The sequence below is a fragment of the Pseudobutyrivibrio sp. genome, assembly GCF_017471675.1.
Classification (GTDB): domain Bacteria; phylum Bacillota; class Clostridia; order Lachnospirales; family Lachnospiraceae; genus Pseudobutyrivibrio.
In genome coordinates, this window is record NZ_JAFUSK010000031.1 from 25,376 (window position 1) to 48,850 (window position 23,475).

Here is a 23,475-nt window from a genome sequence, read left to right on the forward strand (position 1 = left end):
GGTGTGAAATGGCAAAAAAGAATGTAAATTATATTAGTGCCAAGGAATCTCGTAGAATTGCGAAGGAAAACCGCAAGATTACAAAGGAGTTCGAGGCAAAGAGAAATAGAAAGCATATTCCGGAAGAGGAATATGTAACTCAGATGAAAAATCCTGATAACTGTGTAGAGTTTGATGATGTTCATACATACTTCTTCACAGATATCGGAACAGTTAAGGCTGTTGACGGTGTTTCATTCAACGTACCACAGGGTAAGACTGTAGGTATCGTTGGTGAATCTGGCTGTGGTAAGTCAGTTACTTCACTTTCTATGCTTCAGCTTGTTCAGCGTCCACAGGGACAGACAGTTTCTGGTGAAATCAGATTTAATGATGGTAACAGAGTTGTTAATGTTGTTAATGCTCCAGATTCAGTTATGCGTGACATGCGTGGCGAGAAGATGTCAATGATCTTCCAGGAACCAATGACTGCCCTTAACCCTGTATTTAGAATCGGTGCTCAGATTGATGAGGTTATCAAGCTTCACCGTCCAGAAATGAGCGACGAGGATATCAAGGCACGTACAATTGAAATGCTTGGTATGGTTGGTATTGCTAATAAGGAAGGCGTTTACAGCATGTATCCACATGAGCTTTCAGGTGGTATGAGACAGCGTGTATGTATCGCTATGGCCTTAGCTTGCGAGCCAAAGCTTATCGTAGCTGATGAGCCTACAACAGCTCTTGATGTTACTATCCAGGCACAGATTCTTGACCTTCTTCGTGACCTTAAGGACAGAATCAACAGCTCAATCATGCTTATCACACACGACCTTGGTGTTGTTGCTGAGATGGCTGATTATGTAGTTGTTATGTATGCTGGCCGTGTAGTAGAAAAAGGTACAGCCCAGGAAATCTTCAAGGACCCTAGACATCCATATACAATCGGTCTTATGAAGTCTAAGCCTGTAGTTGGACAGAAGGTTGATGAGCTTTACTCAATTCCTGGTTCTGTTCCAAACCCAGTAAATATGCCAAATTATTGTTATTTTAAAGATAGATGTGATATGTGTATGGAATGCTGTAATGGTGAGTTCCCTGAGGAATACTACGTTTCTGATACACATATGGTAAGATGCTACAGATGTAAAGAGGAGGGTGAAAGACATGAGTAACGAGAAAGATTATATTCTAGAAGTCAATCACCTTAAGAAATATTTCCCTATTAAGGGTGGCTTCTTCGGTGGTGTAACTGGAGAGGTTAAGGCTGTTGATGATGTCTCTTTCAAAATCGAAAGAGGCACAACAATGGGTCTTGTAGGTGAGTCAGGTTGTGGTAAATCTACAACAGGACGTACAATTCTTCGTCTTATTGAAAAGACAGAGGGTGATGTAATATTTAACGGAAAGGAAGTATACGATTATTCTAAGAAGGAGCTTAGAGACCTTCGTACAAAGATGCAAATCGTATTCCAGGATCCATATTCATCACTTTCACCACGTCTTCCAATTGGTGAAATCATTGGAGAGGCTGTTAGAGAGCATGGCTTAGTTCCAAAGGAAGAGTACGACGAGTACATTTCTAAGGTAATGGCAGAGTGTGGTCTTCAGGAGCACCACAAGGATAGATATCCTCATGAGTTCTCAGGCGGTCAGCGACAGCGTGTATGTATTGCTCGTGCACTTGCTCTTAATCCTGATTTCATTGTTTGCGATGAGCCAGTATCTGCTCTTGACGTTTCTATTCAGGCACAGATTATTAACCTTCTTCGCAAGCTTCAGAAGGATAGAGGACTTACTTATTTATTTATTTCACATGATCTTTCAGTAGTAGAGCATATTTCTGATACTGTTGGTGTTATGTACCTTGGCGGTCTTGTTGAGACAGGTAAGACAGAGGATATTTTCGCAAATCCTCTTCATCCATATACAAAGGCATTGTTCTCAGCTATTCCAATGCCAGACCCTGATTTCAAGAAGGACAGAGTTCCTCTTGAGGGTGATATCCCATCACCAGCCAACCCACCTAAGGGATGTAAGTTCCACACAAGATGCTCTGAGTGTATGGGTATCTGTAAGGAAGTTGCTCCAGAGCCAAAGGATATGGGCAATGGACATGTAGTAAGATGTCACCTGTATGATGATAAATAAAATGGATAATTAATATGAAAGATAAATTTGATTTTTTAAGAAAAATATTTTCTTGTGAAAACTCAGATTTACTTCTTAAGGCTTACAAGTCTCTCAGCAATGAGGGACTTGAAGTGTATATAGAAGTAAATGAAGGAGAATTCATTGTAGCAAGTGAAAATACAATATCTGATGCAACTACTTTGTATGTGCCTGCCGCTGACTGGGCATTTTCAAAAGATGTTTTGACAAAAGAGGGACTTTCAGAGTATATTACTGAGTATGTCATACCTTCTCACATTCAGGCTGAGATTGACAAGACAGAAGAGATACTTTTAAAGAAAAGAAAAACAGTATATATAGAAACACTGATTGTTTTTGTTCTCTTTGTCATTTACATTATTTTTACAATGGTTACCCATTAGAAGGAGTTTATATTTGGAAGATTTATATCAGGTTGGAGCAATTACACAGACACATGGTATCAAGGGTGAAGTGAAGGTTTTCCCTTTGACAGATGATATTGGCAGATTTAAAAACATGAAGAATCTGCTTTTGGATGGAGGCAGGGATGGCTACATTAATCTAGAGGTAGAAAATGTACGTCAACAGAAGAATCTTGTTATTCTTAAATTCAAGGGTATTGATAATATCAATGATATTGAAAAGTACAAGGGACATGGCCTTTTTGTTACTAAGGAAAACCGTGTTGAACTTAAAGAAGACGAATATTTTATAGCAGATTTGATTGGAGTATCAGTTTATCTTGATACAGATGAAAATACTGTATTTGGTGAAATCACTGATGTTTTGCAGACAGGTGCAAATGATGTGTATGAAATAACCATGTCAAACAATAAGACAGTTCTTGTTCCTGCTATTAAGGATTGCATTAAATCTGTAGATATGGAAAGCAAAAAAATGATTATTCATCTTTTGGATGGATTGTTAGGAGAATAGATTATGAAGTTTTATATACTAACATTATTCCCTGAGATGATTGAAGGTGTACTTAATACTAGTATCCTTGGAAGGGCAAAGAATGCAGGCTGCATTTCTTTCGAGGCCATTAATATTAGGGATTACACATTAGATAAGCATAAAAAGGTAGATGATTATCCTTACGGTGGGGGAGCTGGTATGGTTATGCAGGCGCAGCCTATATATGATGCTTATCAGGCTGTTTGCAAAAAAGCAGGACATCACGTTAAGTGTATTTATCTTACACCTCAGGGACAGCTTTTTACTCAGCCAGCAGCAAAAAAGCTTGCATTAGAAGAAGATATTTGCCTGCTTTGTGGCCATTACGAAGGTATTGATGAGCGAGTTTTAGAGGAAATCGTTGATGAGTATTATTCTATTGGCGATTATGTGCTTACTGGTGGGGAGCTTCCATCTCTTGTTATGATTGATGCTATATCAAGAATGGTTCCAGGAGTTCTTACTAATTCAGATTCAGGTGAGGATGAATCACTCGAAAACAATCTACTTGAATATCCTCAGTATTCAAGGCCTGAAACCTGGAATGGACGACAGGTTCCACCAATCCTTTTATCAGGTGATCATGCCAAGGTAGATGCGTGGCGTCATGAGCAATCAATCATTCGCACTAAGGAAAGAAGACCTGATTTATATGCTAAATTTCTTGAAAATGATTGTTGAAATTAGCAGTTAATCATGATATTATTAATGAGTTGCTAAAGAAGAGATGGTCCGCTGTTATTCAATAGGGAATATCAAGAACGTCGCCAGTTTAGGAGGATTTAAAATGAACGCAAACGAGATTATCAGAAACATTGAAGCAGCTGAGCTTAAGAGCGAAGTTACAGAGTTCGCAGTAGGCGACACAGTTAAGGTTTACGGCCGTATCGTTGAGGGTAACCGTACACGTACTCAGGTATTTGAGGGTACAGTTATTAAGAGACAGGGCGGCAGCAACCGTGAGACATTCACAGTTCGTAAGTCATCTAACGGTGTTGGTGTAGAGAAGACTTGGCCACTTCACAGCCCTAACGTTGAGAAGATCGAAGTAGTTAGAAAGGGTAAAGTTCGTAGAGCTAAACTCTTCTACCTCAGAGAGCTCACAGGTAAGAAGGCTAAGGTTAAAGAGAGAATCTAATCTCGAAAGTTCGAACAGTCGCAGGTTTTGCGACTGTTCTTTATTTTTATAGCGAAATGCGGTATATTTATACTAAAGATTAAAAAGGAACTAAGTATGTTTACATCAAATAATAGATTTTTTAGTAGTTTATTCAACCGTAGAACAAGCAGTCTTGATTTTAACAGGCGTCGTAGAAAAATCAATTTCGACAGAGTTCGATATGTTCTTATATTTGCTCTTGAAATTGCAGTCGTCATTGCAATAGCATATGGAGTAGTACTTGCTTTCGGAAAACAAGTAGAATGTTCCAATGCATCTATGGAACCCACGTATGAAACATCCGATATATTACTTGTAAACACTATTGCTTATAAGTTTTCGTCACCAAAAACTGGTGATGTAATAGCTTTTAAGCCTAAATCTAATGTTAATGCAAGCTATAGTGTTAAAAGAGTTATCGCTGTTCCAGGGGATACAATCTATATAAACAACGGACGTATTTATCTTAACGACGAATTATATAAAGAAAATCTTGAGGTTGAGCGGATCGAAAATCCTGGTATTGCTGCATCTCCAATTACACTTTTGGATGACCAATATTTTGTGCTAGGTGACAATCGTAATTCTTCAGAGGATTCAAGATACGAAAGCGTGGGCTTTGTTTCAAGTGAGGATATTTTAGGCAAGATTTGGCTTGATTATCCTTTTAAATAAAATTTAAAGAGGTGTGTATGGAATTTCAATGGTATCCAGGGCATATGACAAAGGCTAAGCGTCAGATGCAGGAAGATATTAAGCTTATAGATTTAGTAATAGAGGTTATTGATGCAAGATGTCCAATATCTAGCACTAACCCGGATATTAACGGGCTTGCAAATGGCAAGCTTAGATTAGTACTTCTTAACAAATCAGATTTATCTGATAAGGCTACTAATCAAAAATGGATTGATTACTATAAATCTAAGGGCTTTTATGCAGTAGAGCTAGATTCTAGAGATAGAAAGAATATGAAGGGAGTGCAGGCTACACTTGATGAGGTTTGCGCTGCCAAGTTTGAAAGAGATAGAAAGCGAGGCATTAAAAACAGGCCAGTTAGAGCAATGGTGGTAGGTATTCCAAATGTTGGTAAATCTACATTTATCAATTCCTTCGCCGGCAAATCTGTAGCAAAGACAGGAAATAAACCTGGTGTTACTAAGGGAAAACAATGGATTAAGCTTAACAAATCTGTGGAGCTACTTGATACTCCTGGAATCCTTTGGCCTAAGTTTGAGGATAAAGCAGTAGGTCTTCATCTTGCCTTTATTGGCTCAATTAATGATGCCATTATAGAAACTAGAGAGCTTGCTTTAGAGCTTGCTGATTTCCTGTTAAAAGAATATCCTGGCGTAATAAAGGCCAGATATGATGTAGATGAAGATAAGGTAAATCATGAAATAATATCAGGCATAGCAGAAAAAAGAAACTTTGTTAAGAAGGGTTCTGAACTTGATTTTGACAAAGCATGTACATGTTTGATAGATGAATTTAGAAGCGGAAGTCTTGGAAAAATATCACTGGAGAGGCCATAATCATGAATGTAATCGACTTTAACGAGGAAGAAGAACAGATTAAAAAGGATATTGAAAGAGCTAGACAAAATATGAATGAGGTTGAGGATTTATCTGATTTTGACGATAAGAAAAAGGATAAAAAACAATCAGCTTCTAAGAAGTCTAAAGAAACTGAAGAGGATGAACCAATTACAAAGGAATCACTTGGCAAAGAAGTTCTTAGCGTGATTATCAATGTGCTTATTTGTTTTGCAGTAGTATTTCTTATTACTCATTTTATAGGTCAGCGCACAGTTGTTAGCGGGTCATCTATGGAAGATACTTTATCAGATGGGGACAATCTTATCGTTGATAAGATTAGCTACAGGTTCCATGATCCTGAGCGTTTTGATGTGGTAGTGTTCCCTTATCAGTATGAAGAAGATACTTATTATATCAAGCGAATTATCGGCCTTCCAGGAGAGGTTGTTCGAATTGATACTGATGGTGTTATTTATGTTAATGATGAGCCTTTAGCTGAAACCTATGGAACAGAAACTATTCTTAATTCAGGTCTTGCCGCTAATGAGATTTTGCTTGGGCCAGATGAATATTTTGTTTTAGGTGATAACAGAAACAATAGTACTGATTCCCGCTTTGAGCAGGTAGGCAATATTGATGGTGATGATATTGTAGGTAAGGCGTGGGTTAGAGTTTATCCTTTTAACGAGTTTGGATTAGTGGACAACATAGAATAAGATGAGCGAAAAAAAGATTTCAGAGATTCAAAAAGAATATAAAGAAGCTTCAATAGATGAGCTTGATGAGTTTATTCAGGAATATATTTCTGATGGCAGACCTGGGGTATCTAAAATAATCGGCGTTGCCCAAAAGCGTATGGAAAAGCTTAGGATAGAAAGAGAGCGTATCGAAAAGCTTAAGGAATATGAAAAGCAATATTGGGATAAATACGATTACATCGGTGGTATAGATGAAGTAGGGCGAGGCCCACTGGCAGGACCTGTTGTTACCGCATGCGTGGTGCTTCCAAAGGATTGCAGTATTTTATACATTAACGATTCAAAAAAGCTTTCTGCTGCAAAACGAGATGAACTGTATGAAGTGATTATGAAGGAAGCTGTAGCAGTTGGAATTGGTGTGGTTTCAGAAGAACGTATTGATGAGATTAACATCCTTCAGGCTACATACGAGGCAATGAGACAGGCTATTTCAGAATGTCAGGTTCAGCCTCAGATATTACTTAACGATGCTGTTACAATTCCGGGTGTTTCAATCAATCAGGTGCCTATAATAAAAGGCGACGCTAAGTCTATTTCCATTGGTGCAGCCAGCATTATTGCCAAGGTTACCAGGGATAGAATGATGGTTGAATATGACAGTATTTATCCTCAGTATCATTTTGCATCTAACAAAGGCTATGGCAGTGCTGAACATATAGCTGCACTTAAGGAATTTGGACCATGTCCAATTCATAGACGTTCATTTATTGGTAATTTTACATAAAGTTGGTGAACTATGAACATTAACACAGGACTGAATCCCTATAACTCAAATTATGTGAGTCAGGCTGCTGATAGGACTAAGATGAGTCAGAGTCAGTCGCTGACAGGTAGTATTACAGATTCCCTTAAGGAAGGTGAGGTCTTTGAGGGCTCTGTTAATTCTATCGAAAATGGCAAGGTTACTATTGGGCTTGCCAACGGTCAGACTATGACTGCTCGTCTTGATTCGGGAGTCAGCATTACCCCAGGGCAGTCTGTGTTTTTTGAAGTAAAAAGCAATGATGGTAATCTAGTACAAATTCGTCCTGTTTCTCTAACTGGTCTAGAGGCTAATCCTACACTTTTAAAAGCTCTTGATATGGCTAACCTTGTTGCTACTGAGCGCACAATTAATATGGTTAATTCCATGATGCAAAATTCTATGTCAATCAGTCCAGAGCATCTTACTGCTATGAACAGGGCTATGATTAATAACCCTGGGGTGGATATTGCCACCCTTGTTACTATGACTAAAGCAGGAATGGAGCTTAACCCTGACAATGTTAATATGTTTCAAAATTATGTTAGTGATAGGGCTGTGCTTTCAAATAATTTTGATGCTATTTCAGAGAACTTATTTGAACTTATTACATCAGAGGAATTAAGTACATCTGATGTAATAAGCATAAATAATAATATCAGTAAGATTTATGTGACTGATGTGGCGCCTATGGCTTCTAGTGCACCAGATGCTGCTTTAAATGGTGAAGTTGTAACTGCTGAAGGCGTTACACAAGCTGTGGCTGAACCTACGGCTGAAAATTTGGCAAATGGTCAAAAGATGGGGGCAGAGGCTGTTATTATAGATGAGGTTTCGGAGAATCCGATTGGTAATTTAAAGGATGGTATTGTAGTAGATAAGAATGTAGTTAATCCTGGTGAGGTAGCTACAGAAAATGTGGAGGTGGCAACTGATGGCACTACAGCTAATGCTGCTAGTAGTGAAAAGGCTGCTTCAACAAATAACACCACTGAACAGGTAAATGCAAATCAAATAAATAATTTTGCCAGTGATAAGCAGATTAGTTCATTTAATACAATCCTTAATAATTTGCCGGATTTTCCAAAGGATAATACATTAATTTTTGCAGAAAACGGTACACTTAAGGCTGATGCTGATATAAATGCTTTGTTTAGAGAAATAACTGATTATCTGAATAATCATCCTGATATACCAAAGGAGACACTAAATGATATTGTAAAGAATCCTTTGTATAAAGGGCTCCTTAAAAATATTATTTCAAACAGCTTTGCCATGGAACCAAAGGATGTTACAAAGCCAGGGGAAATTTCAAAGCTTTACGAAAGAGTCCTAAAGCAAACAGAAAGCTTAGAGAGGCTTATTTCCAGCTTTAATAATAAGGCAGCTGAATCTATAAAGAATCAAACTGCCGAAATAAAGCAAAACATCAATTTTATGAATTCTGCCAACGAAATATATAATTTTGTGCAGATTCCTCTTAAGATGTATAATCAAAATACTGATAGTATGCTTTATGTTAAGCAAAATAAAAAAAGCTCCTACGAGGCAGGTGAGGAGATTACAGCCTTTCTCCATTTTGATATGGAATATTTAGGCTCCACTGATGTATTTATAAGCCTTAAGGAAGCAAATGTAGGCTGTAAATGGACACTTGCTAGCGAAGATTCTATGAAGCTGATTGAGGATAATCTTGATTTGCTTACTGAGCGACTTGCTAAAAAGGGCTTTAATGTTACATCAGAGGTTAATTGCGGTGAGCCAAAAGCCAGTAATGGATTTGAGCTTTTTGGTATGTCATCAGCTGAAACAAATGATAAATCAGATGGACTTGTTCACAGATATAGCTTTGATATGAGGGCATAGCTTATGGCAGAAGAAAAGGTAATTGATAAAAATAAAACTGCTGTTGCTCTTTCTTATGAGGCTGGGGATTCGGCACCAAGAATCTTAGCATCAGGTAAGGGCTATGTTGCCGAGCAAATAATTGAGGAAGCTAAGAAGGCGGATGTACCATTTTATGAAGATAATGAGTTGGCACAGACTCTTAGTAAGCTTAATATTGGAGATGCTATTCCGCCGGAGCTTTATGAAGTAGTTGCCGAAATCCTGGTATTTGTTAACGATATGGAAAAGATTAAGGCAAAGCTTGTATAGAATAGAGGTTTATTTGAATTATAGAAAACAAGGAAATGATTTTGAGAAACTAGCAGCAGATTTTCTAAAATCCAAGGGAATGACTATACTAAAACTCAATTTTTATTGTAAAATGGGTGAGGTAGATATCATTGCTAAGGATAAGGAATATCTTGTCTTTGTAGAAGTTAAGTATCGCAAATCTAGTGCCAAGGGTTCTGGCTTTGAGGCAGTTGGCTTTAACAAAATGAGAAAGATTTGCAGAGTGGCTGACTATTATATGTATAGCAATCATTATGGTGGTGCCACTAGTGTTAGGTTTGATGTAGTTGTAATAGAGGAAGGACATTTAAAGCATCTAAAGAATGCTTTTGAATATATACCGGTATGTTAAATTCTAGTCATAAAATAGCACAGGTTATGGAAGAAAGCCCAGCTGAAAGAGCAGGTCTTTTACCTGGAGATATAATTACAAAAATAAATAATGTTACGCTTGTTGATATTTTTGATTATCATTATTATTCGGATGATGCAAATATCACAGTTGAGCTTTTGCATGAGGATGGAAGTACATCTTCGGTACTTGTTGAAAAGGAAGAAGGAGAGGATTTAGGAGTTATTTTTTGCAATGGTCTTATGGACGATTACAAATCCTGCTCCAATAAATGTGCCTTTTGCTTCATAGATCAAATGCCTCCTGGAATGCGTGAGACATTGTATTTTAAGGATGATGATACAAGACTTTCATTCTTGCAGGGTAATTATGTAACCCTTACCAATATGAAGATGGCAGATTTAGATAGAATCATTGCCTACAAGCTTGGTCCTATTAATATTTCTGTCCATGCCACTAACCCTGAGCTTAGAGTAAAGCTTCTTCACAACAGGTTTGCCGGGGATATTTTGGATAAAATCCGTAAATTATATGAAGCAGAAATCCCTATGAATGCACAGGTTGTTGCATGTCCTGGCCTTAATGATGGACCTGAGCTTGATAGAACAATATCTGATTTGCTTCAGTTTGCACCTGTAATGAGCTCTATGTCAGTTGTTCCTGTTGGTGTCACTAAGTTCCGTGATGGGCTATTCCCTCTTCGCACCTACACCAAAGAAGAAGCAGGAGCAGTTATAGACCAAATCGAACATTGGCAAAATGTAGCCATGGAAAAGTTTGGCAATCACTTTGTACAGGCATCTGACGAATGGTATATTTTAGCTGATAGACCACTGCCAGAGGCTGACAGATATGATGGATTTATTCAGCTTGAAAATGGAGTAGGAATGCTTAGGCTCTTACACGAAGAAGTGCTTGATGCCTTAGAGGATGTAAAAAAGCCTTTATTTATGAAAAGGCGACATGTTACTATTGCAACAGGAAAGCTAGCGGCTCCATTTATGAAGCAATTAGCAGAAATCATCACTGCTAAGTTTAATAAGGTTACAGTTGATGTGGTTGCAATTACAAACGAATTTTTCGGTGAAGAAATCACAGTCTCTGGACTTATTACAGGACAGGACTTAATCAAGCAGTTAAAAGGCAGAGAATTAGGAGAAAATTTGCTTCTATCCTGCACTATGCTTCGAAGCGGTGAGGAAGTATTCTTAGATGATATTACCCTTACAGAGCTTGAGAATGCTTTACAAGTTAAAACACGTATAGTACAATCAGACGGTCGTGACTTCGTAAACGCGATAATCGGACGATAAAATTTACGCTGTGTTCAAAATCTCACGTTAACAATGATTCCGAATTCTTACGTCGACTGATGTCTCCTTCAGAATTGAAATACATTGTTAACTAGATTTTGTTCTACAGTTTATAGATGAGTAATCAGTAGTTCACAAGCTATTATGATTCTCAAGAGAAGCGTTCTGCTGAACGGAGAATTATAATGCTTGTGAACGTAACTGATTACGGACTAGGAAAGAAAGAGGTAAGATATGGCAAGACCAGTGGTGGCGATAGTTGGTCGCCCTAATGTTGGAAAATCTACGCTTTTTAATGCACTTGCTGGAGAGCGTATTTCAATTGTAAAGGACACTCCAGGTGTCACAAGAGATAGAATTTATGCAGATATTTCATGGCTTAATTATGATTTTACCATGATTGATACAGGCGGTATTGAACCAGATTCAAAGGACATCATTTTGTCACAGATGAGGGAACAGGCTCAGATAGCTATTGATACTGCTGATGTTATTATTTTCCTTGTAGATGTTAAGCAGGGATTACAGGATAGCGATTCAAAGGTTGCAGATATGCTTAGACGCAGCCATAAGCCTGTTGTTCTTGTAGTTAATAAGGTAGATAGCTTTGAAAGAGATATGGCTGATGTCTACGAGTTTTATAATCTTGGTATTGGTGATCCAATTGCTGTTTCTGCAAGCTCAAGACTAGGTTTTGGTGATATGCTTGATGTTGTATGTAGCTATTTCCCTGAGCCAACAGGCGAAGAGGAAGAGGATGATACTCCACGTATCGCTGTAATTGGTAAGCCTAATGTAGGTAAATCTTCACTTATCAATAAGCTTTGTGGTGAGGAACGTGTTATTGTATCTGACATTGCAGGTACAACACGAGATGCAGTTGATACTAAGGTTCGTTATAACCACAAGGACTATATCTTTATTGATACAGCAGGACTTCGTCGCAAGAGCAAAATCAAAGAGGACTTGGAGCGATATTCTATAGTACGTGCTGTTGCATCTGTAGAAAAGGCTGATGTAGTTATTATTATGATTGATGCTACAGAAGGTGTTACAGAGCAGGATGCAAAGATTGCCGGTATTGCTCATGAGCGTGGAAAGGGTATAATTATTTGTGTAAACAAATGGGATGCCATTGAGAAGAACGATAAGACTATGAAAGAGCATGAGACTAAGATTCGCCAGATTCTTTCATTTATGCCTTATGCATCTATACTGTTTATTTCTGTTAAGAGCGGACAGCGTCTTGGCAAGATTTACGAGACAATAGATGCTGTAATTGAGAACAACTCTATGCGTGTTGCTACAGGTGTTCTTAATGAAATCGTTTCAGAGGCAGTTGCACTTCAACAGCCACCTACTGACAAGGGTAAGCGACTTAAGATATTCTATACTACACAGGTTGCGGTTAAGCCACCTACATTTGTAATCTTTGTTAACGAAAAGTACTTAATGCATTTTTCATACGTTCGTTATCTTGAAAATAGAATTAGAGATGCCTTTGGATTTGAAGGTACATCTTTAAAATTTATAATTAGAGAAAGAAAGGAAAACGAATAATGGCTATCGTGGGGAGAATTTTAGCATTATTAATTGGTTATTGTTTTGGAATGGTTTTGATGGGATATCTCATCGGAAAATCAAAAAATATTGATTTAACAAAGGTTGGCTCTGGTAATCTTGGCTCTACCAACACCATGAGAAACCTGGGCGTTTCAGCAGGTCTTATTACACTTGCATGGGATTGCCTAAAGTGTGTTGTGGCTGTATTTTTTATTTGGCTTACATTTGGAAGATTCGTAGAAAATGTAAATATCTATATGGTATACGCAGGACTTGGCTGTGTGCTGGGTCACGATTTCCCTTGTTATTTACATTTTAAGGGGGGTAAAGGTGTAGCATCTACACTTGGCTTTATTATTGCCCTTTTTCCAATGGGAATTCCAATTCCTGCAGTAGTATTTATAGGTCTTGTGGCTTTAACAAGATATGTTTCACTTGGTTCTATTATTGGAGAGCTTTCATTTGCAATCGAAATAATCGTTGCAGCATGTCTTGGACTTTTATCTGAAAAGTACCAAGGTGGACAGCTTAAAGAAGTTGTAATTATTTGCTGTATCGTATCGGCTCTTTCAATTGCACTTCATCATGCAAACATCGGACGCTTACTTAACGGCACCGAGAATAAGTTTTCATTCCACCCAGAAACAAGAGCGTAAAGTAACGGGCAGCTGGTAGGTAACAATCTCTATATTACTAAAGGAGCCAATCTCGCGACGTAGTAATATAGAGATTGTTGCCGTAACCAGCGTAATCTTTATAAAGACTAGAGGTAATTTATGGCAAGAATAAGTGTACTTGGTGCAGGTAGCTGGGGCATTGCCCTGGCTGTTATGCTTAATAAGAATGGTCATGAGGTAAAGGTATGGTCACATCGTCAGTCACAGGTGGATCAGATGAACGATACCCATACCAGTGATAAAATAAAGGGCGTAAAGCTTCCTGAGTCTATGGAGTTTACTGCCGACATTGAATCTGCTGCAAAATCGGCAGATGTTGTTTTGTTTTCAGTACCTTCAAAGGCTACTAGAGAAACAGCTGAAAAGATAAAAGGATTTGTCAATTCAAATCAGATTTTTATTACTGTAACAAAGGGTATAGAAGAAGATACACTTTTTACTCAAACAGAGATTTTAGAGGATGTGCTTGGAGCTGATAAGAAGATTTGTGTTCTTTCTGGCCCAAGTCATGCAGAAGAGGTGGTAGTTTTTAAGCCAACTTTAGTTGTGGCAGGCTCTACAGATAGACAGACAGCACTATTTGTTCAGAACCTTTTTATGAACAAATATTTCAGAGTATATTCATCACCTGATGTTAAGGGAATTGAGGTTGGTGCAGCACTTAAGAATGTAATAGCACTTGCTGCTGGTATGTCAGATGGTCTTGGTTTTGGAGATAATGCTAAAGCCGCGCTTATTACCCGTGGTATCAAAGAGATTTCTGAACTTGCAGTTGCTATGGGTGGCCAGGCAGAGACATTATCAGGTCTTACAGGTGTAGGCGACCTTATTGTTACCTGCTCATCTATGCATTCACGTAACAGAATGGCAGGCTTTTATATAGGACAGGGCATGTCCAAAGATGAAGCTATGGAAAAGGTAGCAATGGTAGTAGAGGGTGTTTATTCTGCTAAGGCGGCTAAAAAGCTTGCTGATAAATATAATATTGAAATGCCGATTGTAGAAATTGTTAATGCAGTATTATTTGATGGCATGGATGTTAAGGCTGCGGGCTATGAGCTTATGACACGTTCAAAAAAGGATGAAACCAGCGAACTGGAATGGTAAATATGTCTGAATTGTGAAACTTTATTTTGTGGTTTGTGAACCTATTGACTACTAGATAATGTGGTGGTAGTATAAATCTATCAACACAATATCTAGTAGTTTTTTATTTACGGGAAACAAGATATTGACAGAATATTATATACAAATGCAATTATTTTTAGATAAAACCCGGAGGTTATGATGGAAAGATTTGTTGTTAAAAAGGATGGGGCATTAGAGCCTTTTAACGTACAAAAGGTTGTAGATGCCGTTGGCAAATCAGCTACTCGTGTGCTGGTTAAATTTACACCTGAGCAGGAGCAGTTTATTTGTCAATTTGTTGAGGAAAGAGTGGAGGAGCTTGGCCTTGAGAAAATTGAGATTGCGCAAATGCATAACATTGTTGAGGGTGCTTTGGAACGTGTTAATCCTATGGTGGCAAAGTCTTACAGGGATTACCGTAACTATAAGCAGGATTTTGTACAGATGCTTGATGATGTTTATAAGAAGTCTCAAAACATCATGTACATCGGTGATAAGGAGAATTCAAATACAGATTCTGCGCTTGTCTCTACAAAGCGTTCGTTGATTTTTAATGAGCTTAACCGTGAGCTTTATAAAAAGTTTTTCCTTACTACAGAAGAGATTCAGGCAATTAGAGACGGATATATCTACATTCATGATATGAACGCAAGACGTGATACCATGAACTGCTGCCTTTTCGACGTTAAGTCAGTTCTTGAGGGTGGCTTTGAGATGGGTAACATCTTCTACAATGAGCCTAAGAGTCTTGACGTAGCATTTGATGTTATTGGTGACATTGTCCTTTCGGCTGCAAGCCAGCAGTACGGTGGCTTTACTATCCCTCAGGCTGATCAGATTCTTGAGAAGTATGCTCAGAAATCTTACGACAAATATATAGAAAAATACTTATCACTTGGTATTGATGAAGATAAAGCCAAGGAAGTATCTATGGCAGAGGTTCAGCGTGAAATGGAGCAAGGCTTCCAGGGATGGGAGTACAAGTTTAACACTGTTGCATCCAGCCGTGGTGACTATCCATTTATTACAGTTACAATTGGTCTTGGTACATCTGTATTTGCAAAGATGGCTTCTAAGGCATGCCTTAAGGTTCGTTCTATCGGACAGGGTAAGCCAGGCTTTAAGAAGCCAGTGCTTTTCCCTAAGGTTGTTTTCCTTTATGATGAGAATCTTCACGGCCCTGGAAAGGAGCTTGAGGATGTTTTCGAAGCTGGTATTGATTGCTCTAGAAAAACTATGTATCCGGATTGGCTTTCTCTTACAGGAGAGGGATATATTGCCAGCATGTACAAAAAATACGGTAAGGTTATTTCTCCAATGGGATGTCGTGCCTTTCTTTCACCATGGTATGAAAGAGGTGGCATGAAGCCAGCAGATGAAAATGATGAGCCAGTATTCATCGGTAGATTTAACATTGGTGCAGTTTCACTTCATCTTCCTATGATTCTTGCTAAGTCTCGTCAGGAATCAAGGGATTTCTATGAGGTGCTTGATTACTACTTAGAGATGATTAGAAAGCTTCACATTCGTACATATGCTTATCTTGGAGAGATGCGTGCATCTACAAATCCTTTAGCATATTGCGAGGGTGGATTCTACGGTGGACATTTAGGCTTCCACGATAAGATTAAGCCACTTTTAAAGGCTGCTACAGCATCCTTTGGAATTACAGCATTTAATGAGCTTCAGGAGCTTTATAATGGCAAATCCCTTGTTGAGGATGGAGAATTTGCAATAGAGGTTCTTAAGCATATCAACGAAAAGGTTAATCAGTTTAAGGAAGAGGATGGCAATCTTTACGCTATCTACGGTACACCAGCTGAGAACCTTTGTGGCTTACAGATTAAGCAGTTCAGAAATAAATATGGCCTTATTGAGAATGTTTCAGATAGACCTTATGTATCTAACTCATTCCATTGCCATGTTACAGAGGATATTACACCAATCCAGAAACAGGATTTAGAGGGACGCTTCTGGGAACTTTCAAACGGTGGTAAGATTCAGTATGTTCGTTATCCAATCAACTACAACCGTGAGGCTGTTAAGACTTTAGTTCGTCGTGCCATGGATAAGGGCTTCTATGAGGGCGTTAACCTTTCCCTTTCATATTGCGATGATTGTGGACATGAGGAGCTTGAGATGGATGTTTGCCCAGTATGCGGCAGCAAGAACCTTACTAAGATTGACCGCATGAATGGATATTTATCTTATTCACGTGTAAAGGGCGACACCCGACTTAACGAAGCCAAGATGGCAGAAATAGCCGATCGTAAATCCATGTAGCGTGGCTAGCCGGAAGGCTGTGCATTTTGTATGATAGGTTTTCGCAGAATGTATTAGAATTATTTAAGACTATTAATGAGCAGTTCATTATGCGCTAGAGGGTTTTCTCAACGTGAGTAAATTGTAGCTAACAAGCTATTATTATTCTCAAGCGGAGCGTGTTGCTGAGCGGAGAATACATAATGCTTGTGAGCGTAACAGTTTACGGGGAGGCACTGCGGACTTGGAGATTATATGAATTATCATAATATTACAAAAGACGACATGCTCAATGGTGATGGCTTGCGCGTAGTACTTTGGGTATCAGGCTGTGATCATCATTGTAAGGAATGTCAGAATCCTCAGACATGGGATTCTGAAAGCGGCATCAAATTCGACGAGGCTGCGAAAGAAGAATTGTACGAGTCTTTATCTCGCGACTATATATCAGGTATAACTTTTAGTGGTGGTGACCCACTGTTTCCTGGCAATAGACAGGAAGTGACGGAGCTTGCCCGGGAGATTAGGGAGAGGTTTCCCGGGAAGACCGTCTGGCTCTACACAGGCTTTACTTTTGAGCAGGTAAAAGAACTGGAAATTATAAATTATTTGGATGTTCTGGTTGACGGAGAATTTGAAATTGATAAGATAGATTTACAGGCAAAATGGAGAGGCAGCATTAATCAGCGTGTTATTGATGTACCTCAGACACTTAAGTTAGGGCAGATTGTCCTTGCCTGCGATTAAAGATAGGGAGAATTAAATAATGGAAATTAATATTAAGCGTTTAACAGACTCTGCTAAGCTTCCAGACAGAGGCTCAGCACTTGCGGCAGGCTATGATTTGTTTGCAGATGTTACAGAGGATGTTACTATAGAGCCTCATGAGACCAAGATGATTGGTACAGGGCTTGCAATGGAGATACCAGTTGGGTACTTCGGTGGCATTTTTGCAAGAAGCGGTCTTTCTGCAAAGGAAGGACTTAGACCTGCCAACTGTGTAGGTGTTGTAGATTCAGACTACAGGGGAGAGATAAAGGTAGCACTCCACAACGATGGAGAGGTTGCAAGGGTTGTGACATCGGCTGAGAAGATTGCTCAGCTTGTGGTAGTTCCATTTTTATCAGTTAGCTTTAACGAGGTAGATAAGCTTACTGATACAGACCGCGGCGAGGGCGGATTTGGTTCTACTGGAAAACACTAAAGCATTTTTTTGGCGCCTGGATATCCCAGACGCCTTTAGCTGTTTTATTAATAATTTGAAAGAGAGTAAGTTTTATGGCAAAAAAGGTTACTTATGATGAAAGTAGCATATCTGTTTTAGAGGGACTTGAGGCCGTTAGAAAACGACCAGGTATGTACATCGGTTCCACATCTAGAAAGGGCTTGAATCATCTTATCTATGAAATAGTAGATAACTCTGTAGATGAGCATTTAGCTGGCGAGTGTGACACAATATATGTCACTCTTGAAAAGGACGGTAGCTGTACTGTAGAGGATAACGGTAGAGGTATTCCAGTTGGCTTACATGCTAAGGGGGTTCCTGCTGCACGTCTTGTTTTTAGTACACTGCACGCTGGAGGTAAGTTTGACGACAGCGTTTACAAGACCAGTGGTGGTCTTCACGGTGTAGGTTCATCTGTTGTTAATGCACTTAGCACATATATGACAGTTGATATTTCACGTGAAGGATATGTTCATCACGATAGATATGAAAGAGGTGTTCCAGTTGAGAAGCTTGTAGATGGACTTCTTCCTAAGATTTCTAAGACTACGAAGCATGGTACAAAGATTAATTTCTTACCAGATCCAGAAATCTTTGAAAAGACATATTTTAAAGAGGATGATATTAAAAGCCGTCTTCATGAGACAGCTTATCTTAATCCGGGGCTTACAATTCACTATGCAGATTTAAGAGGGGAAGAGCCAGATTATGCCACTTTCCACGAGCCAGATGGAATAAAGGGCTTTGTTAAGGAAATTAACAAGACAGCAGAGGCTCTTCATGATGTTATTTATTTTAAGGGAAGTGCTGATGGTATTGAGCTTGAGGTTGCATTCCAGTATTGCAACGAATTTAAGGAGAATATCCTAGGCTTCTGTAACAACATTTACAACTCTGAGGGTGGCACACATATCACTGGATTTAAGACAGTTCTTACTACTGTGATTAATAACTATGCAAGAGAGCTAGGAATCCTTAAGGACAAGGATGCTAACTTTACCGGCGCAGATGTAAGAAACGGCATTACTGCAATTGTTTCAATAAAGCATCCAGACCCTAGATTTGAAGGTCAGACTAAGACTAAGCTTGATAACCCTGATGCATCTAAGGCTACACAAAAGGTTTGTCAGGATGAATTTACCCTTTACTTCGATAGAAACCTTGAGACACTTAAGGCTATTATTTCCTGTGCAGAAAAGTCTGCCAAGATTCGTAAATCAGAAGAGAAGGCAAAGACTAATATGCTTACAAAGCAAAAGTTCTCTTTTGACCAAAATGGTAAGCTTGCCAACTGCGAATCAAGGGATGCCAGCAAGTGCGAAATATTCATCGTAGAGGGAGATTCCGCTGGTGGCTCTGCCAAGATGGCTAGGAATCGTATGTATCAAGCAATTATGCCAATCCGTGGTAAGATTCTTAACGTAGAAAAGGCTTCAATGGACAAGGTTCTTGCAAACGCTGAAATCAAGACACTTATTAATGCCTTTGGCTGTGGGTTCTCAGAGGGATATGGCAACGATTTTGATATTACAAAGCTTCGCTATGACAAGATTGTTATCATGGCCGATGCGGATGTGGATGGTGCTCACATCTGTACATTGCTTTTAACATTCTTCTATAGATTCATGCCTGAGCTTATTAAGGAAGGACATGTTTATATTGCTATGCCACCTCTTTATAAAGCTATTCCTGCAAAGGGGGAAGAGGAATATCTATATGATGATGTTGCCCTTGAAAAGTATCGTAAGAAGATGAATGGTAAAACATTTACACTTCAAAGATACAAAGGTCTTGGTGAAATGGATAAGGATCAGCTTTGGGAAACAACCCTTGATCCAGAAAGAAGAAAGCTTAAATTAGTTGAAATCGAGGATGCCCTTATGGCATCGGAGGTAACAGAGCTTCTTATGGGTAGTGATGTTGCACCTCGTAAAGACTTTATTTATAAGCATGCAAAGGAGGCTGAAATAGATGCCTAGTGAAATTATAAGAACAGAATATTCTGAGATAATGCAGAAATCCTTCATAGATTATTCTATGTCAGTTATCCTTGCTCGTGCAGTACCTGATGTTAGAGATGGTCTTAAGCCGGTACAGCGTCGTACACTTTACGATATGTATGAGTTAAAGGTTGATTATAATAAGCCATACAAGAAGAGTGCTCGTATCGTGGGTGATACCATGGGTAAATATCATCCACATGGTGATAGCTCTATTTACGAAGCACTTGTAGTTATGAGCCAGGATTTTAAGAAGAGCCTTCCTCTTGTGGATGGTCATGGTAACTTTGGTTCAATCGAAGGTGATGGAGCCGCTGCTATGCGTTACACCGAGGCTCGTCTTGCAAAGGTGGCCCAGGAGGTTTACCTTGGAGACCTTGATAAGAATGTTGTTGATTTCGTCCCAAACTATGACGAAACAGAAAAGGAGCCAGAAGTACTTCCTGTTCGTGTTCCAAATATCTTAATTAACGGATCTGATGGTATTGCTGTAGGTATGGTTACATCTATCCCTCAGCACAACTTTGGAGAGGTTATTGATGGCGTTATAGCCTACATGAAGGATCCTGATATTAACACAGCTCAGATGCTTAAGATTATCCCTGGTCCTGATTTTCCAACTGGAGGAATCATTACAAATAAGGATGATTTACAGGAGATTTATTCTACTGGCGTTGGTAAAATCAAAATTCGTGGTAAGGCAGAAATTGAAAAGATTAAAGGTGGTAAGGAGCAGATTGTTATTACAGAGATTCCTTACACTATGATAGGTGCTAATATCGGTAAGTTCTTAAATGACGTTTACTCACTTGTTGAGACAAAGAAGACAAACGATATTACAGATATTTCCAACCAGTCATCTAAGGATGGTATGCGTATTATCATCGAGCTTAGAAAGGGTGCTGATGCCCAGAATGTACTTAATCTTTTATATAAAAAGACAAGATTAGAGGATACCTTTGGTGTCAACATGCTTGCTGTTGCTGATGGTAAACCAGAGACACTTGGCATTGTTCCAATCATTAGACATCACGTTAATTTCCAGTACGAGCTTTGCACTAGAAAGTACACACATCTTCTTGGCAAGGAGCGTGAAAAGAAGGAGATTCAGGAAGGCTTAATTAAGGCTTGTGATGTTATTGACTTGATTATCGAAATCCTACGTGGTTCTAAGGATGTTAAGCAGGCTAAGGCTTGCCTTGTTGATGGTATCACAGAGGGAATCAAATTTAAATCAGAGCAGTCTAGAAAGGATGCTGCACTTCTTAAATTTACAGAGCGTCAGGCACAGGCAATCCTTGATATGCGTCTTCACAGATTAATCGGCCTAGAGATTGAAGCTCTTAGAGGTGATTATGCTGAAACAATGCAGCGTATTTCTAATTATACTAAGATACTTGAAAGCCGAGCTGAAATGGCAAAGGTTATTATCAAGGATCTTCAGGCAATCAAAAAGGAATATGCCACAGAAAGACGTACTGTTATTGATAATGTGGAAGAGGCTGTGGTTGAAGAAAAGCCTATTGAGGTTATTGATGTAGCAGTTCTCATTGATAGATTTGCTTACGCAAGGGTTGTGGATATGCCTACCTTCGAGCGTAACAAAGAGGCTGCAGAGGCAGAATCCAAGAAGATTGTACTATGTAAAAATACTGATAAGCTGTGCCTGTTTACCGGAAGCGGTGACATGCATACAATTAAGGTTCTTAGCCTTCCATTTGGTAAATTTAGAGATAAGGGACAGCCTATTGATACGGCAGAAAAGGGCTCAAAGCTTGACCTTACAAAGGAAAATCTGATTTTTGCCGATTCAATGGAACATATTATTAGTAAAAAGCTTTTATTTGGAACTAAGACAGCCATGATTAAGGTGGTAGATGGTACTGAGTTTGATGTTTCACGAAAGCTTATTGCTGCAACTAAGCTTGCTGACAAGGATGAAGTAATCTGCGTTAAGGTACTTAATCCAGGAAGCTCTGTAGTTATGCAATCTAAGAAGGATATGTTCCTTAGAATAGAAGGAGACACTATTCCTGAAAAGAAAAAGACTGCTGTAGGCGTTAGAGGTATGAAGCTTGCCAAGGGTGACGAGCTTACAGACATTTATGTTCTTGCAGATGGTGAGAATATCGACGTAAAGGTTAAGGACAAAACAGTTTCTATAGGCAGACTTCACGTGGCATCAAGAGATACAAAGGGCGTTAAGAAATGATAAAGAATGTTTATTTTGATTTAGATGGTACTTTGGTTGATTCAGCTCCTGGAATTATCGAGGGGCTGAAGATTGCACTTACAAAATATGGATATGATATTCCTGATTTTGCAACACTTCGTAAATGCGTAGGACCTCCGTTTACATATTCATTTCCTAATATTTTGCATATTAGGGATGAAGACTTTCATGATGCTGTTGCAACCTACAGAAAGTTTTATGATGATGAAAATGGAATGTTTAATGCAAAAGTTTATGCAGGCATAGAAGAAATCCTTGCAGATTTAGTTAAGCGAGGCTACTGTCTTTTCGTTTGCACTTCTAAGCCTGAGCCTACTGCAAGAAAGCTGCTTAAAAAGCTTGGGATTGACCATTATTTTACTGATATTTGTGGGGCCACACTTGATGCAAAGATTGATACTAAGACACAGGTTATTGAGCTTTGCTTTAGGAGGGCACCATGGCACAAGCGTGAGGAGACAGTTCTTGTAGGTGATACTAAATATGATGCCCAAGGTGCAAAGCAATCTGGAATTGATTGTATAGGCATCACTTGGGGCTTTGGTTCTAGATGGGATTTAGAGGATGCAGGTGCATCTGTTATCTTAGATTATCCAGGCGAGGTATTAGATTACATTGAAGCAAATTAAAACTAATCGTATCATTCAAATATTCTATCCTATACTTGTATATTTTATTGTCTATCAATTGGGCGTGGCCCTTTTGATAGATATTATAGGTGATAAATACGGGAAGCTTACATGTCTGCTGATAGCAGGCATTGTTTGCATTATACCCATGTATATCATATTTCAATCTGTGCCAAAGCTTATACCGGATAAAATAACTGATAGGAATCAGATTATAAAGTATGTGCTCTGGGTTATAGGTGTATGCCTTGCTGGGATTGTTTTAAATGTAATACTTACACAGTTTGGTATTGCAGAATCATCAGAAGGCTTTGAAAGAGCACAGAATACTTTATCAGATGGTAGCTTATTAATAAAAATACTATGTAACTGCCTTGTAATTCCTATACTAGAGGAACTTTTGCTTCGAGGAATTGTAACAGGTCAGCTATATCTTATGTATGGCCTTATTCCATCTGTTTTTATTTCTTCGATTTTTTTTGGAATTCTACACAATAATATAGTACAATTTATATATGCTTTAGTAGTGGGGATTTTACTTGGTCTAATGTACGTTAAAACCAAACGTTTATCTCTTTGTATAATTACCCATTGCCTTATTAATTTTATCGTAATAATTTTTAGCTAGAAT

24 protein-coding genes are annotated in these 23,475 nt (G+C 38.7%); all 24 read left to right on the forward strand.

Annotated features, from left to right (window positions below):
• Nucleotides 1-8 precede the first annotated feature (8 nt).
• Nucleotides 9-1,154 (forward strand): ABC transporter ATP-binding protein, encoded by a 1,146-nt coding sequence (locus tag IJ535_RS05495; protein WP_294299845.1) that lies wholly within the window; start codon nucleotides 9-11, stop codon nucleotides 1,152-1,154.
• Nucleotides 1,147-2,130: an ABC transporter ATP-binding protein gene (locus IJ535_RS05500; RefSeq protein WP_294299849.1), complete on the forward strand. Its 984-nt coding sequence runs from the start codon at nucleotides 1,147-1,149 to the stop codon at nucleotides 2,128-2,130. The genes IJ535_RS05495 and IJ535_RS05500 overlap by 8 nt, the downstream gene beginning before the upstream one ends.
• A 14-nt stretch (nucleotides 2,131-2,144) precedes the next feature.
• Complete coding sequence (locus IJ535_RS05505; RefSeq protein WP_294299853.1) at nucleotides 2,145-2,534, forward strand: hypothetical protein; 390 nt, start codon at nucleotides 2,145-2,147, stop codon at nucleotides 2,532-2,534.
• A gap of 13 nt (nucleotides 2,535-2,547) precedes the next feature.
• Nucleotides 2,548-3,069 (forward strand): ribosome maturation factor RimM, encoded by a 522-nt coding sequence (rimM, locus tag IJ535_RS05510; RefSeq protein WP_294299858.1) that lies wholly within the window; start codon nucleotides 2,548-2,550, stop codon nucleotides 3,067-3,069.
• 3 nt (nucleotides 3,070-3,072) lie between these two features.
• Nucleotides 3,073-3,771 (forward strand): tRNA (guanosine(37)-N1)-methyltransferase TrmD, encoded by a 699-nt coding sequence (gene trmD, locus IJ535_RS05515; RefSeq protein WP_294299860.1) that lies wholly within the window; start codon nucleotides 3,073-3,075, stop codon nucleotides 3,769-3,771.
• A gap of 106 nt (nucleotides 3,772-3,877) precedes the next feature.
• Nucleotides 3,878-4,228, forward strand: coding sequence for a 50S ribosomal protein L19 (rplS, locus tag IJ535_RS05520; protein WP_294295022.1), 351 nt, complete (start codon nucleotides 3,878-3,880; stop codon nucleotides 4,226-4,228).
• Between the two features lie 96 nt (nucleotides 4,229-4,324).
• Nucleotides 4,325-4,924 carry a signal peptidase I gene (gene lepB / locus IJ535_RS05525; protein WP_294299862.1) on the forward strand — a complete coding sequence of 200 codons (600 nt, stop codon included), beginning with the start codon at nucleotides 4,325-4,327 and terminating at the stop codon, nucleotides 4,922-4,924.
• Between the two features lie 17 nt (nucleotides 4,925-4,941).
• Nucleotides 4,942-5,781 (forward strand): ribosome biogenesis GTPase YlqF, encoded by an 840-nt coding sequence (gene ylqF, locus IJ535_RS05530; RefSeq protein WP_294299864.1) that lies wholly within the window; start codon nucleotides 4,942-4,944, stop codon nucleotides 5,779-5,781.
• Nucleotides 5,782-5,852: 71 nt separating this feature from the next.
• Nucleotides 5,853-6,500, forward strand: a complete 648-nt coding sequence (gene lepB / locus IJ535_RS05535; RefSeq protein ID WP_294300060.1) for a signal peptidase I — start codon at nucleotides 5,853-5,855, stop codon at nucleotides 6,498-6,500.
• Nucleotide 6,501: 1 nt separating this feature from the next.
• Nucleotides 6,502-7,266 (forward strand): ribonuclease HII, encoded by a 765-nt coding sequence (locus tag IJ535_RS05540; protein ID WP_294299868.1) that lies wholly within the window; start codon nucleotides 6,502-6,504, stop codon nucleotides 7,264-7,266.
• A gap of 12 nt (nucleotides 7,267-7,278) precedes the next feature.
• Complete coding sequence (fliK, locus tag IJ535_RS05545) at nucleotides 7,279-9,150, forward strand: flagellar hook-length control protein FliK (protein ID WP_294299875.1); 1,872 nt, start codon at nucleotides 7,279-7,281, stop codon at nucleotides 9,148-9,150.
• A gap of 3 nt (nucleotides 9,151-9,153) precedes the next feature.
• The gene (locus IJ535_RS05550) at nucleotides 9,154-9,441 is read left to right on the forward strand and encodes an EscU/YscU/HrcU family type III secretion system export apparatus switch protein (protein WP_294295011.1); all 288 of its coding nucleotides are present in this window, start codon (nucleotides 9,154-9,156) and stop codon (nucleotides 9,439-9,441) included.
• Between the two features lie 13 nt (nucleotides 9,442-9,454).
• Nucleotides 9,455-9,814: a YraN family protein gene (locus tag IJ535_RS05555; protein WP_294295010.1), complete on the forward strand. Its 360-nt coding sequence runs from the start codon at nucleotides 9,455-9,457 to the stop codon at nucleotides 9,812-9,814.
• Nucleotides 9,808-11,127, forward strand: coding sequence for a DUF512 domain-containing protein (locus IJ535_RS05560; RefSeq protein ID WP_294299877.1), 1,320 nt, complete (start codon nucleotides 9,808-9,810; stop codon nucleotides 11,125-11,127). The genes IJ535_RS05555 and IJ535_RS05560 overlap by 7 nt, the downstream gene beginning before the upstream one ends.
• Nucleotides 11,128-11,361: 234 nt before the next feature.
• Nucleotides 11,362-12,687 (forward strand): ribosome biogenesis GTPase Der, encoded by a 1,326-nt coding sequence (gene der, locus IJ535_RS05565; protein ID WP_294295007.1) that lies wholly within the window; start codon nucleotides 11,362-11,364, stop codon nucleotides 12,685-12,687.
• On the forward strand, nucleotides 12,687-13,346 hold the full coding sequence (locus IJ535_RS05570) for a glycerol-3-phosphate acyltransferase (RefSeq protein WP_294299880.1): 660 nt from the start codon (nucleotides 12,687-12,689) through the stop codon (nucleotides 13,344-13,346). Before der ends, IJ535_RS05570 begins: the two co-directional genes overlap by 1 nt.
• A gap of 120 nt (nucleotides 13,347-13,466) precedes the next feature.
• Entirely contained in the window at nucleotides 13,467-14,474 is a 1,008-nt protein-coding gene (locus tag IJ535_RS05575) for an NAD(P)H-dependent glycerol-3-phosphate dehydrogenase (RefSeq protein WP_294299881.1), read from the forward strand.
• Between the two features lie 180 nt (nucleotides 14,475-14,654).
• Nucleotides 14,655-16,778: an anaerobic ribonucleoside-triphosphate reductase gene (gene nrdD, locus IJ535_RS05580; RefSeq protein WP_330619508.1), complete on the forward strand. Its 2,124-nt coding sequence runs from the start codon at nucleotides 14,655-14,657 to the stop codon at nucleotides 16,776-16,778.
• A gap of 234 nt (nucleotides 16,779-17,012) precedes the next feature.
• On the forward strand, nucleotides 17,013-17,504 hold the full coding sequence (gene nrdG / locus IJ535_RS05585; protein WP_294299888.1) for an anaerobic ribonucleoside-triphosphate reductase activating protein: 492 nt from the start codon (nucleotides 17,013-17,015) through the stop codon (nucleotides 17,502-17,504).
• A gap of 19 nt (nucleotides 17,505-17,523) precedes the next feature.
• A complete protein-coding gene (gene dut, locus IJ535_RS05590) occupies nucleotides 17,524-17,961 on the forward strand; it encodes a dUTP diphosphatase (protein ID WP_294299891.1) in 438 nt (145 codons plus the stop codon).
• A gap of 74 nt (nucleotides 17,962-18,035) precedes the next feature.
• A complete protein-coding gene (locus IJ535_RS05595; protein ID WP_294299894.1) occupies nucleotides 18,036-19,961 on the forward strand; it encodes a DNA gyrase/topoisomerase IV subunit B in 1,926 nt (641 codons plus the stop codon).
• A complete protein-coding gene (locus IJ535_RS05600) occupies nucleotides 19,954-22,194 on the forward strand; it encodes a DNA gyrase/topoisomerase IV subunit A (RefSeq protein WP_294299897.1) in 2,241 nt (746 codons plus the stop codon). The genes IJ535_RS05595 and IJ535_RS05600 overlap by 8 nt, the downstream gene beginning before the upstream one ends.
• Nucleotides 22,191-22,844: an HAD hydrolase-like protein gene (locus tag IJ535_RS05605; RefSeq protein ID WP_294299901.1), complete on the forward strand. Its 654-nt coding sequence runs from the start codon at nucleotides 22,191-22,193 to the stop codon at nucleotides 22,842-22,844. The genes IJ535_RS05600 and IJ535_RS05605 overlap by 4 nt, the downstream gene beginning before the upstream one ends.
• A 73-nt stretch (nucleotides 22,845-22,917) precedes the next feature.
• Entirely contained in the window at nucleotides 22,918-23,472 is a 555-nt protein-coding gene (locus tag IJ535_RS05610; RefSeq protein ID WP_294299908.1) for a CPBP family intramembrane glutamic endopeptidase, read from the forward strand.
• The last annotated feature ends 3 nt before the right edge of the window (nucleotides 23,473-23,475 follow it).

What these genes read in the sequence shown, in the direction of transcription:
- lepB (WP_294300060.1), top strand. Translation starts at nt 5,853, where the DNA reads ATGAATGAGGTTGAGGATTTATCTGATTTTGACGATAAGAAAAAGGAT.
- nrdD (WP_330619508.1), top strand. Translation starts at nt 14,655, where the DNA reads ATGGAAAGATTTGTTGTTAAAAAGGATGGGGCATTAGAGCCTTTTAAC.
- IJ535_RS05570 (WP_294299880.1), top strand. Translation starts at nt 12,687, where the DNA reads ATGGCTATCGTGGGGAGAATTTTAGCATTATTAATTGGTTATTGTTTT.
- trmD (WP_294299860.1), top strand. Translation starts at nt 3,073, where the DNA reads ATGAAGTTTTATATACTAACATTATTCCCTGAGATGATTGAAGGTGTA.
- der (WP_294295007.1), top strand. Translation starts at nt 11,362, where the DNA reads ATGGCAAGACCAGTGGTGGCGATAGTTGGTCGCCCTAATGTTGGAAAA.
- IJ535_RS05560 (WP_294299877.1), top strand. Translation starts at nt 9,808, where the DNA reads ATGTTAAATTCTAGTCATAAAATAGCACAGGTTATGGAAGAAAGCCCA.
- IJ535_RS05595 (WP_294299894.1), top strand. Translation starts at nt 18,036, where the DNA reads ATGGCAAAAAAGGTTACTTATGATGAAAGTAGCATATCTGTTTTAGAG.
- fliK (WP_294299875.1), top strand. Translation starts at nt 7,279, where the DNA reads ATGAACATTAACACAGGACTGAATCCCTATAACTCAAATTATGTGAGT.
- IJ535_RS05495 (WP_294299845.1), top strand. Translation starts at nt 9, where the DNA reads ATGGCAAAAAAGAATGTAAATTATATTAGTGCCAAGGAATCTCGTAGA.
- IJ535_RS05550 (WP_294295011.1), top strand. Translation starts at nt 9,154, where the DNA reads ATGGCAGAAGAAAAGGTAATTGATAAAAATAAAACTGCTGTTGCTCTT.
- IJ535_RS05540 (WP_294299868.1), top strand. Translation starts at nt 6,502, where the DNA reads ATGAGCGAAAAAAAGATTTCAGAGATTCAAAAAGAATATAAAGAAGCT.
- dut (WP_294299891.1), top strand. Translation starts at nt 17,524, where the DNA reads ATGGAAATTAATATTAAGCGTTTAACAGACTCTGCTAAGCTTCCAGAC.
- IJ535_RS05575 (WP_294299881.1), top strand. Translation starts at nt 13,467, where the DNA reads ATGGCAAGAATAAGTGTACTTGGTGCAGGTAGCTGGGGCATTGCCCTG.
- IJ535_RS05605 (WP_294299901.1), top strand. Translation starts at nt 22,191, where the DNA reads ATGATAAAGAATGTTTATTTTGATTTAGATGGTACTTTGGTTGATTCA.
- ylqF (WP_294299864.1), top strand. Translation starts at nt 4,942, where the DNA reads ATGGAATTTCAATGGTATCCAGGGCATATGACAAAGGCTAAGCGTCAG.
- IJ535_RS05500 (WP_294299849.1), top strand. Translation starts at nt 1,147, where the DNA reads ATGAGTAACGAGAAAGATTATATTCTAGAAGTCAATCACCTTAAGAAA.
- IJ535_RS05600 (WP_294299897.1), top strand. Translation starts at nt 19,954, where the DNA reads ATGCCTAGTGAAATTATAAGAACAGAATATTCTGAGATAATGCAGAAA.
- lepB (WP_294299862.1), top strand. Translation starts at nt 4,325, where the DNA reads ATGTTTACATCAAATAATAGATTTTTTAGTAGTTTATTCAACCGTAGA.
- rplS (WP_294295022.1), top strand. Translation starts at nt 3,878, where the DNA reads ATGAACGCAAACGAGATTATCAGAAACATTGAAGCAGCTGAGCTTAAG.
- IJ535_RS05505 (WP_294299853.1), top strand. Translation starts at nt 2,145, where the DNA reads ATGAAAGATAAATTTGATTTTTTAAGAAAAATATTTTCTTGTGAAAAC.
- nrdG (WP_294299888.1), top strand. Translation starts at nt 17,013, where the DNA reads ATGAATTATCATAATATTACAAAAGACGACATGCTCAATGGTGATGGC.